16 protein-coding genes are annotated in these 15,082 nt (G+C 63.2%); 9 read left to right on the top strand and 7 right to left on the bottom strand.

The genetic code is table 11. The features are described from left to right. The first annotated feature begins 160 nt into the window (after window positions 1-160). Genes AB688_RS01240 through AB688_RS01225 form a run of 4 tightly spaced genes read left to right on the top strand, consistent with a single transcriptional unit; the run spans window position 161 to window position 3,111 of the window. Entirely contained in the window at window positions 161-826 is a 666-nt protein-coding gene (locus AB688_RS01240; protein ID WP_054891108.1) for an amino acid ABC transporter permease, read from the top strand. After that, window positions 807-1,466, top strand: coding sequence for an amino acid ABC transporter permease (locus tag AB688_RS01235; RefSeq protein ID WP_063541719.1), 660 nt, complete (start codon window positions 807-809; stop codon window positions 1,464-1,466). Before AB688_RS01240 ends, AB688_RS01235 begins: the two co-directional genes overlap by 20 nt. Further along, complete coding sequence (locus AB688_RS01230) at window positions 1,463-2,236, top strand: amino acid ABC transporter ATP-binding protein (protein WP_063541717.1); 774 nt, start codon at window positions 1,463-1,465, stop codon at window positions 2,234-2,236. Before AB688_RS01235 ends, AB688_RS01230 begins: the two co-directional genes overlap by 4 nt. Further along, entirely contained in the window at window positions 2,233-3,111 is an 879-nt protein-coding gene (locus AB688_RS01225) for a transporter substrate-binding domain-containing protein (RefSeq protein ID WP_054891111.1), read from the top strand. Before AB688_RS01230 ends, AB688_RS01225 begins: the two co-directional genes overlap by 4 nt. Before the next feature lie 42 nt (window positions 3,112-3,153). On the opposite strand, the gene AB688_RS01220 is transcribed toward AB688_RS01225, so the two are convergent. From AB688_RS01220 to AB688_RS01205, 4 genes are all read right to left on the bottom strand, one after another. Continuing rightward, window positions 3,154-3,972 carry an alpha/beta fold hydrolase gene (locus AB688_RS01220; protein ID WP_063541715.1) on the bottom strand — a complete coding sequence of 273 codons (819 nt, stop codon included), beginning with the start codon at window positions 3,970-3,972 and terminating at the stop codon, window positions 3,154-3,156. A 162-nt stretch (window positions 3,973-4,134) separates the two neighbouring features. Further along, window positions 4,135-6,501, bottom strand: a complete 2,367-nt coding sequence (locus AB688_RS01215; protein WP_063541713.1) for a penicillin acylase family protein — start codon at window positions 6,499-6,501, stop codon at window positions 4,135-4,137. A gap of 100 nt (window positions 6,502-6,601) precedes the next feature. Then, a complete protein-coding gene (locus AB688_RS01210; protein ID WP_155738178.1) occupies window positions 6,602-7,177 on the bottom strand; it encodes a hypothetical protein in 576 nt (191 codons plus the stop codon). Between the two features lie 65 nt (window positions 7,178-7,242). Beyond that, on the bottom strand, window positions 7,243-7,809 hold the full coding sequence (locus AB688_RS01205) for a DUF6436 domain-containing protein (RefSeq protein WP_063541709.1): 567 nt from the start codon (window positions 7,807-7,809) through the stop codon (window positions 7,243-7,245). Window positions 7,810-7,963: 154 nt separating this feature from the next. On the opposite strand from AB688_RS01205, the gene AB688_RS01200 reads away from it, so the two are divergent. Continuing rightward, the gene (locus tag AB688_RS01200) at window positions 7,964-8,893 is read left to right on the top strand and encodes an alpha/beta hydrolase (protein ID WP_063541707.1); all 930 of its coding nucleotides are present in this window, start codon (window positions 7,964-7,966) and stop codon (window positions 8,891-8,893) included. On the opposite strand, the gene AB688_RS01195 is transcribed toward AB688_RS01200, so the two are convergent. Further along, window positions 8,886-9,638 carry a DUF2059 domain-containing protein gene (locus AB688_RS01195; RefSeq protein WP_054891116.1) on the bottom strand — a complete coding sequence of 251 codons (753 nt, stop codon included), beginning with the start codon at window positions 9,636-9,638 and terminating at the stop codon, window positions 8,886-8,888. The two genes, AB688_RS01200 and AB688_RS01195, sit on opposite strands and share 8 nt — an antisense overlap. A gap of 113 nt (window positions 9,639-9,751) precedes the next feature. Between AB688_RS01195 and AB688_RS01190 the strand changes: the two genes are divergently transcribed. Together AB688_RS01190 and AB688_RS01185 are read left to right on the top strand one after the other, a co-directional pair. Continuing rightward, window positions 9,752-10,384 (top strand): 2OG-Fe(II) oxygenase, encoded by a 633-nt coding sequence (locus AB688_RS01190; protein ID WP_063546600.1) that lies wholly within the window; start codon window positions 9,752-9,754, stop codon window positions 10,382-10,384. After that, the gene (locus AB688_RS01185; RefSeq protein ID WP_063541705.1) at window positions 10,371-10,862 is read left to right on the top strand and encodes a DUF523 domain-containing protein; all 492 of its coding nucleotides are present in this window, start codon (window positions 10,371-10,373) and stop codon (window positions 10,860-10,862) included. The genes AB688_RS01190 and AB688_RS01185 overlap by 14 nt, the downstream gene beginning before the upstream one ends. Window positions 10,863-10,977: 115 nt before the next feature. Here the strand turns inward: AB688_RS01185 and AB688_RS01180 are convergent, their stop codons facing one another. Then, window positions 10,978-11,457, bottom strand: coding sequence for a substrate-binding periplasmic protein (locus tag AB688_RS01180; RefSeq protein ID WP_063541703.1), 480 nt, complete (start codon window positions 11,455-11,457; stop codon window positions 10,978-10,980). Between the two features lie 230 nt (window positions 11,458-11,687). Here AB688_RS01180 and AB688_RS01175 point away from each other — a divergent pair, with 230 nt between their 5' ends. Further along, on the top strand, window positions 11,688-12,164 hold the full coding sequence (locus AB688_RS01175) for a DUF4399 domain-containing protein (protein WP_054891119.1): 477 nt from the start codon (window positions 11,688-11,690) through the stop codon (window positions 12,162-12,164). 110 nt (window positions 12,165-12,274) lie between these two features. Here the strand turns inward: AB688_RS01175 and serA are convergent, their stop codons facing one another. Beyond that, window positions 12,275-13,504, bottom strand: coding sequence for a phosphoglycerate dehydrogenase (gene serA / locus AB688_RS01170; RefSeq protein ID WP_063541701.1), 1,230 nt, complete (start codon window positions 13,502-13,504; stop codon window positions 12,275-12,277). 172 nt (window positions 13,505-13,676) lie between these two features. Here serA and AB688_RS01165 point away from each other — a divergent pair, with 172 nt between their 5' ends. Continuing rightward, window positions 13,677-15,074, top strand: coding sequence for an FAD-binding oxidoreductase (locus AB688_RS01165; protein WP_063541699.1), 1,398 nt, complete (start codon window positions 13,677-13,679; stop codon window positions 15,072-15,074). Window positions 15,075-15,082 lie beyond the last annotated feature (8 nt).

The following is a 15,082-nucleotide window of genomic DNA, read 5'->3' as shown; positions in this document are numbered from 1 at the left end:
AATAAAGGTATTTAGAGAAAGATTTTTATGCCTTTAGAGTCTACCCATCGTGCTTACCCGCACACACCTTTTCATCGTCCACGACGCTGAGCCAACCTCGCGTCGAGCCCGGAACCTTGCCCATGTCGTACCTCCGTGACCCTGTGCCGAGGCGTTATCCATGACCTTCGACACTGCCTTCATGCTTAGCACACTCCCCGCATTCCTCAAGGCCGTTGGCGTCACCCTGCAGGTCGGGCTGATCGCCATCGCCACCTCGCTGCTGGTCGCCGTGTTCAATGCCACCGTCCTGGTGTTTCGTACCCCCTACCTGTGGCGGCTGGTCAAAGGCTATGTGGAGCTGGCGCGCAACACGCCGCTGCTGATCCAGTTGTTCTTCGTCTATTTCGCACTGCCGACACTGGGTTTGAAAGTATCCGGCTTCGCTGCGGCGATCATCACCATGACCTTCATGGGCGGCGCCTACCTCACCGAGGTGCTGCGGGCGGGTGTCGAAGCGGTGCCACGGGCGCAGCTGGAGTCCGGGCGCTCCATCGGCTTGTCCGAGGGCCAGCTGCTGCGCCACGTGATCCTGCCCCAGGCCGGCATCCTCAGCTTGCCGGCGCTGTTCGCCAACTTCATCTTCCTGCTCAAGGAAACCACCGTGGTCTCGGCGGTGGCGGTGCCGGAAATCCTCTACACCACCAAGAACTACATCGCCCTGTACTACAAGACCTACGAAATGCTCGCAGTGCTGACGTTGCTCTGCGTGCTGCTGTTCCTGCCGTTGTCGCTCCTGCTGCGCCACCTCGAAAGGAGGCTGCAACATGGCCAGTTCGGCAATTGAGCTGCTGCTGGTGTCCTTGCCGCAACTGGCCAAGGGCGCCGGACAGACCCTGGCGATCTCGGCCCTGGGCATCGTTTGCGCCACCCTGGGCGGTGTGCTCTATGGCGTGCTGGCCACGTTGGGCAAGCGTGCGGTGAACATCGCCTTGCAGGTCTACCTGGAGCTGTTTCGTGCAATACCGGTGCTGGTCTGGCTGTACCTGGTGTTCTTCGGGTTACCGATCTTCTTTTCGCTGAGCATTCCCAGCTTCTGGTGCGCGGTGCTGGTGCTGGGGCTGTGGGGCGCCAGCGAGGTTGGCGAGGTGGTACGCGGGGCGCTGGCTTCGCTGCCGCGCGGCCAGCGCGAGGCGGGGCTGTCGATCGGTCTTTCGGGCCTGCAGTTGTATGGGCACGTGCTGTTGCCGCAGGCGCTCAAGCGCATGACGCCACCCACCATCAATATCTACACACGGATCGTCAAGACCAGCTCGCTTGCCGTGCTGATCGGCGTCGTCGACGTCATCAAGGCCGGCCAGCAGATCATCGAGCGCACCTACGAGTCGGTGCTGATCTACGGCGTGCTGTTCCTGTTCTTCTTTTTCATCTGCTACCCGCTTTCCGCCGCCTCGCGCGCGCTGGAACGCCGCTGGGCCCACTCATGAGCGCATTGATCGAATTCCAGGGTTTCAACAAGTTCTTCGGCGAGCACCAGGTGCTCAAGGATGTCGACCTGCAGGTTCAGGCCGGTGAAGTGGTGGTGATTCTCGGCCCCAGTGGCTGCGGCAAGAGCACCTTGCTGCGTTGCCTGAACGGTCTGGAGGAGGCCCATGGCGGTAGCCTGCGCCTCGATGGCCAGGAACTGCTTGGCTCCGGCACCGACTGGCGCCAGGTCCGCCAACGGGTGGGCATGGTGTTCCAGAGCTATCACCTGTTCGGCCACATGAGCGTGATCGACAACCTGCTGCTCGGCCCGCTCAAGGTGCAGAAGCGCGAGCGCGCCGAAGCCCAGGCGCAGGCCGAGGCGTTGCTGGCGCGGGTGGGGTTGCTGGACAAGCGGGACGCCTTCCCCCGGCAGTTGTCGGGTGGCCAGCAGCAGCGCATCGCCATCGTTCGTTCGCTGTGCATGAACCCGCAGGTGATGCTGTTCGACGAGGTCACCGCAGCCCTGGACCCAGAGATGGTCAAGGAGGTGCTGCAGGTGATCCAGGGCCTGGCCCGGGACGGCATGACCCTGCTCATCGTCACCCACGAAATGGCCTTCGCCCGTGCGGTGGCCGACCGTATCGTGTTCATGGAGGCCGGCAGGATCCTTGAACAGAGCGACCCCGAGAGCTTCTTCAGCCAACCGCGGACCGCACGCGCGCAGCAGTTCCTGGACAAATTCTCCTTCGTCGAAAGCCTGCCGAAGACACTACACAAGGAACTGTCATGAAAACTGCCCACTTCACCAAACTGCTGGCGCCGCTGTTCGGCCTGGCCTTGCTGGCCGGTTGCGACAAACCCGCGGAGCCGGGCAAGTCGGCTGCGGCGACGTCTGCACCGTCCACCAGCTACCTGGAAACCATCAAGGCCCGCGATAAGCTGATCGTCGGCGTCTTCACCGACAAGCCGCCGTTCGGCTTCGTCGACGAGAGCGGTCGCTACGTGGGCTTCGACACCGATATCGGTCGTCGCTTCGCCAAGGACCTGCTCGGCGACGAGAACAAGGTCGAGTTCGTGGCCGTGGAACCGGCCAGCCGCATTCCGTTCCTGCAGAGCGACAAGGTCGACCTGATCCTCGCCAACATGACCGTCACCCCGGAGCGCAAGGAAGCGGTCGATTTCACCAACCCCAACCTGCGCGTGGCGGTGCAGGCCATCGTGGCCGATGGCAGCCCGGTGAAAGCCCTCGATGACCTGGCCGACAAGACCATCATCGTCACCACCGGCACCACCGCCGATATCTGGCTGACCAAGAACCACCCGGATTGGAAGCTGCTCAAGTTCGAGAAGAACAGCGAATCGCTGCAGGCCCTGGCCAATGGTCGTGGCGATGCCTATGCCCAGGACAATCTGATCCTGTTCAGCTGGGCCAAGCAGAACCCAGGCTACCGCGTGTTGCCAGAATTGCTGGGCGACGAAGCTCCGATCGCCCCGGCGGTGAAGAAGGGCAACACCGAGCTGCGTGACTGGGTCAATGCCGAGCTGGCCAAACTGGGTGAGGAGAAATTCCTGCTCAAGCTGTATGACCAGTACGTGCGCAAGGAGCTGAGCGATGACACCAAGCCTGAGAGCGTGATCGTCGAAGGCGGCAAGTGGCAGGGGTGAGTTAAGGCCCAATCGCGGGGCTGCACTGCAGCCCCGGCGATATCAGCGGTTACGCGGCAACCAGTTCAACAGGAACTCATTCACCACCTTCGGGTTCTCCAGGCTGGAGATATGCCCTGCGAATGGAATCTGCGCTGCCAGGCAGCCGATGATCCGTGCCATTTCGTTGCTTTCGGCAGGCGGACGCGGGATGTCCTGGTCGCCGCAGACCACGATGGTCCGCTCTGCCGGCAACTCGCCCAGGCGGCCCAGCAGGTCAGGGCGTCCGAAAATCACCCGCCCCATCGGGTCGAGGCTCTGGCGAATGGCCTCGGCACTGCTGGCCTTGAGGTCGGCGCGGAACTGCTCGCGAACCTCCGGCACCGTCTGGCCGCCGGCATGGAAGAAGATCGGCACCACGATGTCGAGCAGTGGGTCAGGGAAGAACCCTGCGCCGCTGGCAGCATCCAGCAGGCCGAAGTACTTCAGGCGCGTTGCTTCAGGTTCGGCGCCGAGGTAGGTATCCATCAGCACGATGCGGTCAACCCGTTCCGGGTGCTCGATCGCCAGCTCAGCACCCCACATGCCGCCGACCGACAGGCCGACCAGATGGCATTTGTCGATGCCCAGTGCGTCGAGAAACGCCAGGTGCTGGCGTGCCAGCGCGCTCATGTCGGTGGTGGTGGCTGGTGGTGCCTCGGAGTCGCCATGGCCCCAGAGCTCGGGCACCAGCACGCGGAAGTGTTTCGACAGCGCATCGATCTGCGGTTGCCACATCGCGGCAGACCACAGATAGCTATGGCCCAGCAGCACCGGGAAGCCCTGGCCCTGGTCGACGTAGCTCATGCGGGCGCCGTCGATTTCGATGAAGTGCTTTTGCATGAGGAAGGCTCTTGGAAAAAAGGGGCGCTCAGGTTACCTGTTCGCAGTGTGAAACGTTGTGAAACCGGTCATGTTCGGGCTGCGCCTGTGGTGATCTTCTCGCGGGCACGTCGGCGCGCCGAATCGCCGCTCGCGCAGACGTGCACCGCCGATGTGCAGTGCTCACTGCCCCTGCGGCACCAAGCGCAAGGTGCTGCGCGCCGGAATCACCCCCATCTGCGCCTTGTGATACCGCCCCTGTACATAATCCTCGGCCTGGTCCGAGTAGTGCCGGTCGAACGGTACGCCACTCTGGCCTACAGGGTTGATGGTCAGCGCTTGCCCGGCATCGGCGAAGTCGATCAGGCGTCGGGTCGAAGGCCCGTAGTTCACCGGCCAGGGCGCTGTGCCGATCTTCGCCGACAGGTTGTTCGGCACCTCGTGGGTGCCCGGTGCGGCGAAGGGGCCGACATTGAACAGCAGGTTCAACGGTTTCTGCTGGCCCAGCGGGTGGTTGTGGGTGAGGGTGTGGGCTTTGCCCCATTGCCAGTCCGCCGGGTCGTTGCCGTACAGCTCGCGCAGATGCGCCAGGCTGCGTTGCCAGGCCTGACGGACGATGGCGGTGCGGTCGGTGCGGTCGTGGCCGCCGCGCAGGTTCCACCAGGGTGAGTCGGCGTCGGCCGCCAGGCGCGGTAGCGCGGCGTCGATGGCGCGTGTGCTGATCAGCACCTGGAACCAGGTGTCGCCCAGCTCGTCATGCAGGGCGGCGAACGCCAGTTCGTAGAGGAACTGGTTGAACAGCGTGGCGCTGGTCGAATCCAGCGGGTAGTCGCCGCGCCATGCGGCCAGTTGTTCGACCAGCTCCTTCTGCTCGTCACCCTCGGCGATCGCACGCAGGGTATTCAGCAGCGGCGCCAAGGTACGAGGGCCATAGTCGGTGCTGGTGTCCAGCTGCAGCGCCTGGCTGTTCTGCACATCCCATTTGACCTGCGGGTCGGCCAGTCGACGATCCAGCTGGCGGCCACGGTCGGGCAGGTTGTAATAGCCGGGAATCGGGATGGCGGCCGGGGGCTGGTAGTTGGCCGAGACAATGTAGCCGCTGGGCGGGTTCTCCTGCTGGGGATTGGCGCTGAAGGGGTAGAAGCCGAGCTTGTCGGCCTGGTGGGTGCTGCCGTCGAGAATGAACGCCGGGTTGACCCCGTCCGGACGAATGGGTAACTGCGCCGAGGCCCACCAGCCGATGTCACCGCGAGCGTTGGCCCAGACCAGGTTCAGCCCCGGTGCCTGGATCTTCGCCGCGGCCTCGCGCATCTTGCCCAGGGTGTCGGCGCGGTTGACCTGGTAGAAGGCGTCGAGAATAGGGTTTTCGGTTTCCAGGAACGCCCACCACATGGCGATGGGGGTTTGCCCTGCGGTTTCGCCGAGTACATCGTTGACGATCGGCCCATGGGGCGAACGGCGCAGGTTGATGGTCACCGGCGCTTCGCCCTTGACCGCGATCTGTTGCTCGGTCGTCTCCAGCGCACGCCACTGGCCATCGACCATGACCTGGTTGGCGTCGGCGGGATTGGTCTTCTCGGCGATCAGGTCGACGTCGTCGTTCTGGAACATGGTCAGGCTCCAGCCGAAATCACGATTGTGACCGAGCAGGGCGAAGGGGTTCAGCGCCTGGAAATAGCCGTAGAGGTTGAAGCCCGGGGCCGATAGCTCGGCCTCGTACCACACCGCCGGTACCGCGAAGCCGATATGCGGGTCGCCCGCCAGCAGGGGGCTACCACTGCGGGTATGGCTGCCCGCGACGGCCCAGGCGTTGCTGCCTTCGAACTGCGGGATGCCGGCATCGCCGAGCGCCTGTTGGCTGAGCTGGGCCAGGCCTTCGAGGGTACGCCAGTCACTGGTAGCAAGGGCCGGGCGCAGAGCGCCATCAGGCTGCCAGTCGAGGTCGAAGATCTTCAGATACTCGGGGCCGAGCTGGTCACGAATGTAGGTCAGCGCAGGCTCGGTGCGGAAGGCTGCGGCAAAGCTGTAGGCCAGGTAGCCGGCGATGCTCAGGGTATCTTCGGCAGTGAAGGGCCGTTCAGGGATGCCGAGGACGTCGAACTCCACCGGCTTGGGATGGTTGGCCTGCCAGCTGTTCACGCCGTCCAGGTAGGCTTGCAATGCTATCCATGACGGTGACTGGTGATCCAGGCGTTCGACCATCCGCGCCGCCTGCTCGCGGATGCGCAGGCTGCGAAACAGGGTGTCGGTGGGCACCAGCTTGCTGCCCAGCACTTCGGCGAGCTCACCGCGGGCCAGGCGCCTTACCAACTCCATCTGGAACAGCCGGTCCTGGGCGTGCACATAGCCCAGGGCACGGTATAGATCGGGCTCGTTCTGCGCCTGCAGATGCGGCACTCCGCGTTCGTCATAGCGCACGCTGACCGGTGCGCTCAAGCCGGTGATAGCCACTTCGCCTTCGCGCTGCGGCAGTTTGCCGTGCACGTACCAGTACGCGCCGGCGGCGGCCATGGCCACGACGACGGCAAGCAGAGTCAGGCTGCGCTTCATAGAATTCCTTATGCCATTGGGGAGGCGGCGATGAGCTGAAAGCGCACTGAGAATAGCTTGCTCGAGCCGGTGATCGTCAATCTCGAGCCTGAGGTCAGGCCTACCGGAAAATCTCCGCGTCGCGCATGGCTTCCCTGGCAAGGGTGCGACGGTTGGCGATCAGCCGGCCGAGCATCTCTTCGACCTGGCTGATCTGTCGTTCGAGCTGTTCCTGTCGGCGGTTGCGCTCCCAGGTGCGGGTTTGCAGCTGCTTGAGCTTTGCTCGGCGGCTGGACAGCTCGCGGCAGGCTCGTTCGAGGCGATGGGCCCGCTCATGCGTGACAGCAACCGTGGAGAAGAGGCAAGCCTGCAGGTCGCGCTGATAGTTGACCAACAACGTGTCAACGGCATCGATCTGCTGTTGCAGGCGCTGCAAGGTGTTCATGCCGCTCGAAGGGCCCGCTAGTTCGCTGATGGCGCGCTCCAGCTGTTCCTCCAGGTGCTCGGGGGAGCGCTGGAAGGCGACGACGGCATAGCTGCTGTCGCTGGAGGAAGGTGGGCTGACGATATATTCGCGCAGGCTGAGCCTTGTCACCGGGTAGTTCAGGGATATCTGATGCTGGCCCCAGAGCATCTCGATGTGGTCCTGATCTTCGTTCGTCAGGGGAGGAGAAGAGCGAGCGAAGACAGGTCCCATGGCGTTTTCCTTAAGCGGTAGGCCAATACGCTAAGGGGCTGGTATGTACGCGACGTCATAAATATCTACCGCTGCTGATCTTTCCGCCATGGGCAATAGCACCCGCTGGCCAGGGCATTGGAGGCCTGTACCCGGCGCCCTTGCAGCAGCGCCCGGATGACGGGTTCGATGAAGCTGTTGCTCGAGTTGCACACCGCGCCTTCGCTGTAGGGGCCGAAGTAGGCGAGCTGCCCCTGTCGATCCCAGATCGCCACTGCCGGAGAGGCTGGCAGGTGTTCGCTGCCCGGCAGCTCGCGGATCGGCTGCAGGGCTCCAAGGTTGGCGGGAAGCTGGCCGTGGCTGCCGGGCTTTTGCAACACGTGGAAGGTTACACCCTGCGCGGCGAACTGCTCGATGAGCTCGGCCAGATGTTGCTGGTTGCCGACGTTGCAAGGGCAGGTGGGGTCCCAGAAGTGCACGATGCGGATCGGGCCAGGGCCTGCGAGTTCGGCGGGCAGTTGCAACTGGCTGCCGTCGAACAGCGTGGCCTGGTCGTCGAACTGGCGCAGGTAGCGCGACTGGAAGCTGTCGTAGGCCCACCACAGCAAGGCGGCGCAGAGCAGGGTGGCGAGCAGCGTGGTGAGGGTTTTCATCGGTAGTCCGCAACGTTGCACCGGGCTTTTTCGCGGGCTTGCCCGCCAAGAGCGCGTCTCGGTGCATGACAAAGACAAGAAGACGCCAGCTTGCCATGGCCGGGCACAGAGCTGAATATCGCAGATCAATACTCGCGCCACTCTGGATGTACCGATGCCTTCACCCTTCCACCCTGACCTGCTGCGCACCAGCCTTGACGCTCTTGCGGCGCGCCAGCCACTGTCGGCCCAGGCCCTCGATTACCAGCGCTTCTACGGTCTCGACCTGCCTGCACACAGCTGGTTGGGTGGCTTCAGCGTTGCAGGTTTCGACCTGGTCGGGCAGGTGTGGCTGCCGCAAGAACCGGTGGCGACGCTGTTCCTGCTGCATGGCTACTACGACCACATGGGCCTGTACCGCCATGTGATCGCCTGGGCCTTGCAGCAGGGCTTCGCGGTGATTGGCTGCGATCTGCCCGGTCACGGGCTGTCCAGTGGCGAGCGGGCCAGCATCGCCGACTTCGCGATCTACCAGCAGGTGCTCGATGCCCTCTTCGAACAGGCGCGCAGGCTCGACTTGCCACGGCCTTGGCATCTGTGTGGGCAGAGCACGGGTGGAGCCATCGTTGTCGATCATCTGCTGCACTGCGGCGAGCAGAGCCCGGCGGACGGCCAGGTGATCCTGCTGGCGCCGTTGGTGCGACCGCGGGCCTGGCACTGGTCGAAGCTGAGTTATCGGGTGCTGCGCCATTTCGTCGATGGTATCGAGCGACGCTTCAGTGCCAATACCAACGACCCGGCATTTCTTGCGTTTCTCGAGGCCGATCCGTTGCAGCCGCGGCGCCTGCCGACGGCATGGGTGGGGGCGCTGATGGCCTGGATCAAGCGCATCGAGGCGGCGCCGCACAGTCGGCGTCGGCCGCTGATCGTTCAGGGCGAGGCAGACGGCACGGTGGACTGGCCTTACAACCTCAGGGTGCTGAAGGAGAAGTTCGCCGAGCCGCAGATTCTCCTGCTGCCCGAGGCGCGGCATCACCTGGCCAACGAGCTGCCGGATATCCGCCAGCGCTACTTCACCTTTCTCGACCAGCGCCTGCTTACTTGAGGTTGGCGCTGCTCTGGCCGACGGCCAGCCCCGCACGCACCGCGGCCAGCGCGGCATTGTAGTAGGCCTTGCCCTCTGCGGATTCGGCGAAAGTGGCGAACGCTTCCAGTTCGTCGTCGGACAGCTCGCGGTAGACGTACAACAACGTGTTGTTCAGGTCTTCGCCAATCTCGTTCATCAAACGTTGGCGCTGACCATCGAGCAAGCCCTGGGCCTGGCCGCTGCCGAACAGGCCGGGAATCATCGAGCTGAGGCTGTCGGCGGCAACCCCGGCGATCGCCAGGCTGACCTCGGCCCCAGCTTCGCGGGCCGGCAGGGCCTGGGCCAGGTGACCAATGGCCAGCAGGCGGTTGTCGCTGGCCTGGATCCTTGGCAGGCCCTTGGCGTTCTTGGCCAATTGGTCCTTGCGCGTGGCCAGCAATTCGGCGGCAACCACCTTGCGTCCCAGCGGCGATTGGAAGAACGCCAGCGCCGGCGCCGGGTTCTTCAGGTTGGCGCGCAGTTGGGCCTGGGCACGCTGATCCATCGCCTGGGCCTGGAAGCGTTGGTTGCTGTTGTTGACGAGCGCCTGGTAAACCGCGGGCGGCAGGCTGTTGCGGTAGCGCTGCTGGGCGGCACCGATGGCGTCATTGAAGTGGGCGCGCTGGTCGGGCCAGCCGGCGGCCTTGTACAGCTGGTCGAGGCTGTCTGCCCAGACAGGCATGGTGCAGATCATCAGCACAAGCAGGGAAAACAAACGGCGCATTCAGGACTCCTGTCGGCAGGCCGCTATTGTCCGTGGGGTGGTACGCCTTTGTCGAGATATCAGCGCGCTTCTCGGCCAAGTGGCGCTGTCCGTGTACATGGCTAATGGATATGATGCGCGCCATGCATACCTCTCCTGAACATCCGCTGCTGTCGACCATCGTCGACGACCTGGCCACCCGTGGCTGGTCGCAGCAGGCACTTTTCCTGCCGCTTGAGCTGGCCGGCGCATTGGCTGCCGAGTGTCGCAGGCGCCATGCCGAGGGCGAACTGAACCCTGCAGGTGTCGGCAGGGGTGCGGCCCAGGAGGTACGCGAGGCGATCCGTGGCGACCAGATCCAGTGGATCGACCCCGGCCAGGCCGAGGCCTGCGACCGTTACCTGGAGCTCATGGGCAACCTGCGCCAGGCGATCAACCAAGGGCTGTTCCTGGGGCTGGAAGACTTCGAGTGTCATTTCGCCCTGTATCCGCCGGGCGCCTTCTACCGCAGGCATCTTGACCGCTTCCGCGACGACGACCGGCGCATGGTGTCGGTGGTGCTCTATCTCAATGAGCGCTGGCAACCCGAAGACGGCGGGCAACTGCGGATGTTTCTCGCCGACGATGTCGAGCATGACGTCCAGCCCGAGGCTGGCAGCCTGGTGGTGTTCCTTTCGGGTGAAGTCCCGCATGAAGTGCTGCCGGCCAATCGCGAACGCCTGTCGCTGACGGGCTGGTTCCGGCGCCGTGGCAATGATCCCTTCTGAGTCGTCCAAGGTCCTGGTCAGCGCCTGCCTGCTGGGGCAACCGGTGCGCTATGACGGGCGCGACAGTGGCCACCCCGATCTGCTCAAGCAATGGCAGGCCGAGGGCCGTGTAGTGCCCTTGTGCCCGGAGGTGGCGGGTGGCTTGCCGACGCCGCGACCGGCCGCGGAGATCCAGGGCGGACAGGGTGGCCAGGTGCTTGATGGGCAGGTTCAGGTCCTGACCGTGGCTGGCGAGGATGTCAGCGCGGCATTTTTGAGCGGCGCTCGGCAGGCCTTGGCGCTGGTGAGGCGGCATGGGATTCGGGTTGCGGTGCTCAAGTCCGGTAGCCCGTCGTGCGGCAACCGACTGACCTACGATGGCAGTTTCAGCGGGGTGAAGGTGACGGGGGAGGGCGTCGTTGCTGCGCTGTTGCGTCGGGAAGGGGTGCGGGTGTTCAGCGAGCTGGAGCTGGATGAGGCGCAACGGGCACTCGGGTAGTTCGGTGTCGTTCTTTTCGCGGGCAAGTCGGAGCGCCGAACCGCCGCCCCCACAAGGCCTATGGTGAGTCCAACCCTGTGGGAGCGGGCTTGCCCGCGAAAAGAACGACGCGATATCACTGCTGCACCGCAGTCTTCTCGAACCACTTCTGCTCGAGCTCCGCCATCCGCCCACTGTCCTTGAGCCGCTGCAGGGCATTGTTCAGCGTGCTTTCGAATGCCGGGTTATCTTTCTGAAACGGAATCACCAGCTTCTTCTCACCAAACGGCTGGCTGGCATCGAGCGCGCTTTCGGTCGCAGATTGTTGGCCTGTCGGGGTCAGCGCGATGTCGTACTTGCCGCTCTCCACGCCTGCTAACACTTCGTCGGCAGGCGCTTCGATGAATTCGGCACGCAGGTCCATCTCCCGGGCCAGGTCCTGGCCGAATTCGATGTCGAACCCGGTCAGGTGCTCGTTTTCCTTGAAGGCGTAGGGTGCATTGTCGGCTTGGACGGCGATGCGCAGTTCACCCCGGTCGTTGATTTCGTCGATCAGCTCTGCCTGGGCCAGGGGGCTGATGAGTACTGCCAGCAGTAGGCCAATGGTCAAACGCATGAATATCCCTTTTATTTCTCGGCAGATGAATGTCATTCGCCGTGGCTTTCTGTGTTTGCCGCGATCGAACGCAGCCTATGACCCCTACATCGCGCGTATGTTTGAGCCGGCATTGAAATTTTCATGCCGGCATTTTTGAACCTGCGGCGTGGCAGGTGGACTATGGTGAAGTACCGCCTCGCTTCTTTTAAGTGATAGCGGTCAATTGAAGTGAATGACAGGAGATGTGAATGAAAAGCCCAGTTTCGCGTGCTGCCCTCGCCGGTTTGCTGATGGGAGCCTCTTTGCTTGCCACGGCTGCGGATGCCCTGAAAAGCCAGGAGCCGCCGAAAGATGCGAAGGTCTTCATCGTTTCCCCTGCCGATGGCGCTACGGTCGACAAGACCTTCACCGTCAAGTTCGGCATTGAAGGGATGGCGCTCAAGCCGGCCGGCGACCAGACTCCGCATTCCGGGCACCATCACCTGCTGGTGGATGTCGACAAAGCGCCTGTAGCTGACCAGCCATTGCCGACCAGCCTGATGCCTGAGGGCAACCAACCCCTGCCAGCCGGGCCGCAGGTGCTGCATTTCGGCAAAGCGCAGACCGAGGCGACCATCACCCTGACTCCGGGCAAGCACACCCTGCAACTGGTACTGGGCGACCAGTACCACGTGCCGTTCAAGCCAAGCGTCGAGTCGAAGAAGATCACCGTCAATGTGAAGTAACGCGGGGGATTGTGCGCGGGTAAATCCGCGCCCGCGCAGCACAAGACACAGATCGCGCAGACAAAAAAGGGAGGCCACCAGGGCCTCCCTTCTTCATGCAGCCATCAGGCTCAGAACAGTACGCGCGAGCGGATGGTGCCCTTGACGTGCTGCAGCTTCTCTTGCGCCAGGTCCGAGTACTCGGCGTCGACGTCGATGACCACGTAGCCCACTTTCTCGTCGGTCTGCAGGAACTGACCGGAAATGTTGATGCCGTTCTCGGCGAAGACCTTGTTGATCTCGCTGAGCACGCCCGGGATGTTTTCGTGGATGTGCAGCAGGCGGTGCTTGCCTGGGTGCGCCGGCAGGGCCACTTCAGGGAAGTTGACCGACGACACGGAGGTACCGTTGTCGCTGTACTTGACCAGCTTCTCGGCCACTTCCAGACCGATATTGGCCTGGGCTTCGGCGGTCGAACCGCCGATGTGCGGGGTCAGGATCACGTTGTCCAGGCCACGCAGCGGGCTTTCGAACTCTTCGTCGTTCGAGCGCGGCTCGACCGGGAACACGTCGATGGCGGCGCCGATCAGGTGCTTGTCCTTGATCGCGGCAGCCAGGTGATCCAGCTCGACCACGGTGCCGCGTGCGGCGTTGATCAGGATCGAACCCTTCTTCATCGCACGGATTTCCTTCTCGCCGATCATCCACTGGGTGGATGGCAGCTCAGGCACGTGCAGCGAGACGATGTCGGCCAGGCCCAGCAGTTCGTCGAGGCTGGTGACCTGGGTAGCGTTGCCCAGTGGCAGCTTGGTCAGCGGGTCGAAGAAGTAGACCTGCATCCCGACGCTTTCGGCCAGTACCGACAGCTGGGTGCCGATCGAGCCGTAGCCGACGATGCCGAGCTTCTTGCCGCGGATCTCGAAGGAGTTGGCCGCGCTCTTGATCCAGCCACCGCGGTGGCAGGAGGCGTTCTTCTCGGGGATGCCGCGCAGCAGCAGGATGGCTTCGGCCAGCACCAGTTCGGCAACCGAACGGGTGTTGGAGTACGGCGCGTTGAACACCGCGATGCCGCGCTCGCGGGCCGCGTTCAGGTCAACCTGGTTGGTGCCGATGCAGAAGCAGCCGACTGCGACCAGTTTCTTCGCACAATCAAAGACTTCTTCAGTCAGTTGAGTGCGCGAGCGGATGCCGATGAAGTGGGCGTCCGCGATCTTTTCCTTCAGTTGCGCATCCGGCAGTGAGCCGGTGAGGTACTCGATGTTGGTGTACCCGGCAGCCTTGAGGGTGTCCACAGCATTCTGGTGGACGCCTTCGAGAAGAAGGAACCTGATCTTGCTCTTGTCGAGAGAAGTCTTGCTCATCTGCGTAAACCTGTATCCCGGAGAAAAAATGGCGAGGGGGGCAAAGCGGCGCGGCGACGGGCCTTAGCACGATCGACGGGAGGGCTATGCTAGCATACGCGACACCGTCTGAGCTTATCCCGACAGGTGAAGAGTGCTCAGGGTGACCATGAATCATTCGAGAGTTCTGCCGATGATCGACGTTGCGGTAATTGATGAGCTGAAGACTCTGGTCGACCCTGGCAAGGTCCTTGTCGACCCCGCCTCGCTCGAGGCGTATGGCAAGGACTGGACCAAGCACTATCCACCGGCTCCTTCGGCCGTCGTGCTGCCCAAAACCATCGAGCAGGTCCAGGCCATCGTCGCCTGGGCCAACCGCTACAAGGTCGCGCTGGTGCCGTCCGGCGGACGCACTGGCCTGTCGGGCGCCGCAGTCGCTGCCAGTGGCGAAGTCGTGGTGGCCTTCGACCAGATGAACCAGATTCTCGACTTCAACGCGTTCGACCGCACCGTGGTCTGCCAGCCGGGCGTGATCACCCGCCAGTTGCAGCAGTTCGCCGAAGACCAGGGGTTGTACTATCCGGTAGATTTCGCCTCGAGCGGATCCAGCCAGATTGGCGGCAATATTGGCACCAATGCCGGCGGAATCAAGGTCATTCGCTACGGCATGACCCGCAACTGGGTGGCAGGGCTGAAGGTTGTCACCGGCAAGGGCGAACTGCTGGAGCTCAATCGCGACCTGATTAAAAACGCCACCGGTTACGACCTGCGCCAGTTGTTCATCGGCGCGGAGGGCACCCTGGGCTTCGTGGTCGAAGCGACCATGCGCCTGGACCGTGCGCCGCGCAACCTTACGGCGATGGTGCTCGGCACGCCGGACTTCGACTCGATCATGCCGGTGCTGCACGCTTTTCAGGGCAAGCTCGACCTGACCGCCTTCGAATTCTTCTCCGACAAGGGCCTGGCCAAGATCATGGGGCGCGGCGACGTGCCGGCGCCGTTCGACACGCAATGCCCTTTCTATGCGCTGCTGGAGTTCGAGGCCAGCACCGAGGAGGTGGCCAACGAAGCCCTGGCCACCTTCGAGCACTGCGTCGAGCAGGGTTGGGTGCTCGATGGGGTGATGAGCCAGAGCGAGACGCAGTTGAAGAACCTGTGGAAGCTGCGCGAGTACCTGTCAGAGACCATCTCCCACTGGACGCCTTACAAGAACGATATTTCCGTCACCGTCTCCAAAGTGCCGGCGTTCCTGCGCGATATCGATGCAGTGGTCGGCGAACACTACCCCGACTATGAAGTCGTCTGGTACGGGCATATCGGCGACGGCAACCTGCACCTGAACATCCTCAAGCCTGACCACATGAGCAAGGATGATTTCTTCGCCTCGTGCACCAAGGTCAACAAGTGGGTGTTCGAGATCGTCGCGCGCTACAACGGTTCGATCTCTGCCGAGCACGGCGTGGGCATGACCAAGCGGGACTACCTGGGCTACAGCCGCTCGGCAGATGAAATTGCCTGCATGAAGGCGATAAAGGCGGTGTTCGACCCGAACGGCATCATGAATCCGGGTAAGATCTTCGCACCTGAATAAGAAAGCAG

The sequence above is a fragment of the Pseudomonas putida genome (assembly GCF_001636055.1).
GTDB lineage: Bacteria > Pseudomonadota > Gammaproteobacteria > Pseudomonadales > Pseudomonadaceae > Aquipseudomonas > Aquipseudomonas machongensis.
The sequence above is the reverse complement of the archived record's forward strand: the minus strand, read 5'-3'. Positions and strand labels throughout refer to the sequence as shown.

Coding starts and splice junctions, on each gene's coding strand:
- AB688_RS01230 (WP_063541717.1), top strand. CDS start 1,463: ATGAGCGCATTGATCGAATTCCAGGGTTTCAACAAGTTCTTCGGCGAG.
- AB688_RS01180 (WP_063541703.1), bottom strand. CDS start 11,457: ATGCGTTTGACCATTGGCCTACTGCTGGCAGTACTCATCAGCCCCCTG.
- AB688_RS01235 (WP_063541719.1), top strand. CDS start 807: ATGGCCAGTTCGGCAATTGAGCTGCTGCTGGTGTCCTTGCCGCAACTG.
- AB688_RS01210 (WP_155738178.1), bottom strand. CDS start 7,177: ATGGGACCTGTCTTCGCTCGCTCTTCTCCTCCCCTGACGAACGAAGAT.
- AB688_RS01195 (WP_054891116.1), bottom strand. CDS start 9,638: ATGCGCCGTTTGTTTTCCCTGCTTGTGCTGATGATCTGCACCATGCCT.
- AB688_RS01220 (WP_063541715.1), bottom strand. CDS start 3,972: ATGCAAAAGCACTTCATCGAAATCGACGGCGCCCGCATGAGCTACGTC.
- AB688_RS01190 (WP_063546600.1), top strand. CDS start 9,752: ATGCGCGCCATGCATACCTCTCCTGAACATCCGCTGCTGTCGACCATC.
- AB688_RS01165 (WP_063541699.1), top strand. CDS start 13,677: ATGATCGACGTTGCGGTAATTGATGAGCTGAAGACTCTGGTCGACCCT.
- AB688_RS01175 (WP_054891119.1), top strand. CDS start 11,688: ATGAAAAGCCCAGTTTCGCGTGCTGCCCTCGCCGGTTTGCTGATGGGA.
- AB688_RS01215 (WP_063541713.1), bottom strand. CDS start 6,501: ATGAAGCGCAGCCTGACTCTGCTTGCCGTCGTCGTGGCCATGGCCGCC.
- AB688_RS01200 (WP_063541707.1), top strand. CDS start 7,964: ATGCCTTCACCCTTCCACCCTGACCTGCTGCGCACCAGCCTTGACGCT.
- AB688_RS01185 (WP_063541705.1), top strand. CDS start 10,371: ATGATCCCTTCTGAGTCGTCCAAGGTCCTGGTCAGCGCCTGCCTGCTG.
- AB688_RS01225 (WP_054891111.1), top strand. CDS start 2,233: ATGAAAACTGCCCACTTCACCAAACTGCTGGCGCCGCTGTTCGGCCTG.
- AB688_RS01205 (WP_063541709.1), bottom strand. CDS start 7,809: ATGAAAACCCTCACCACGCTGCTCGCCACCCTGCTCTGCGCCGCCTTG.
- AB688_RS01240 (WP_054891108.1), top strand. CDS start 161: ATGACCTTCGACACTGCCTTCATGCTTAGCACACTCCCCGCATTCCTC.
- serA (WP_063541701.1), bottom strand. CDS start 13,504: ATGAGCAAGACTTCTCTCGACAAGAGCAAGATCAGGTTCCTTCTTCTC.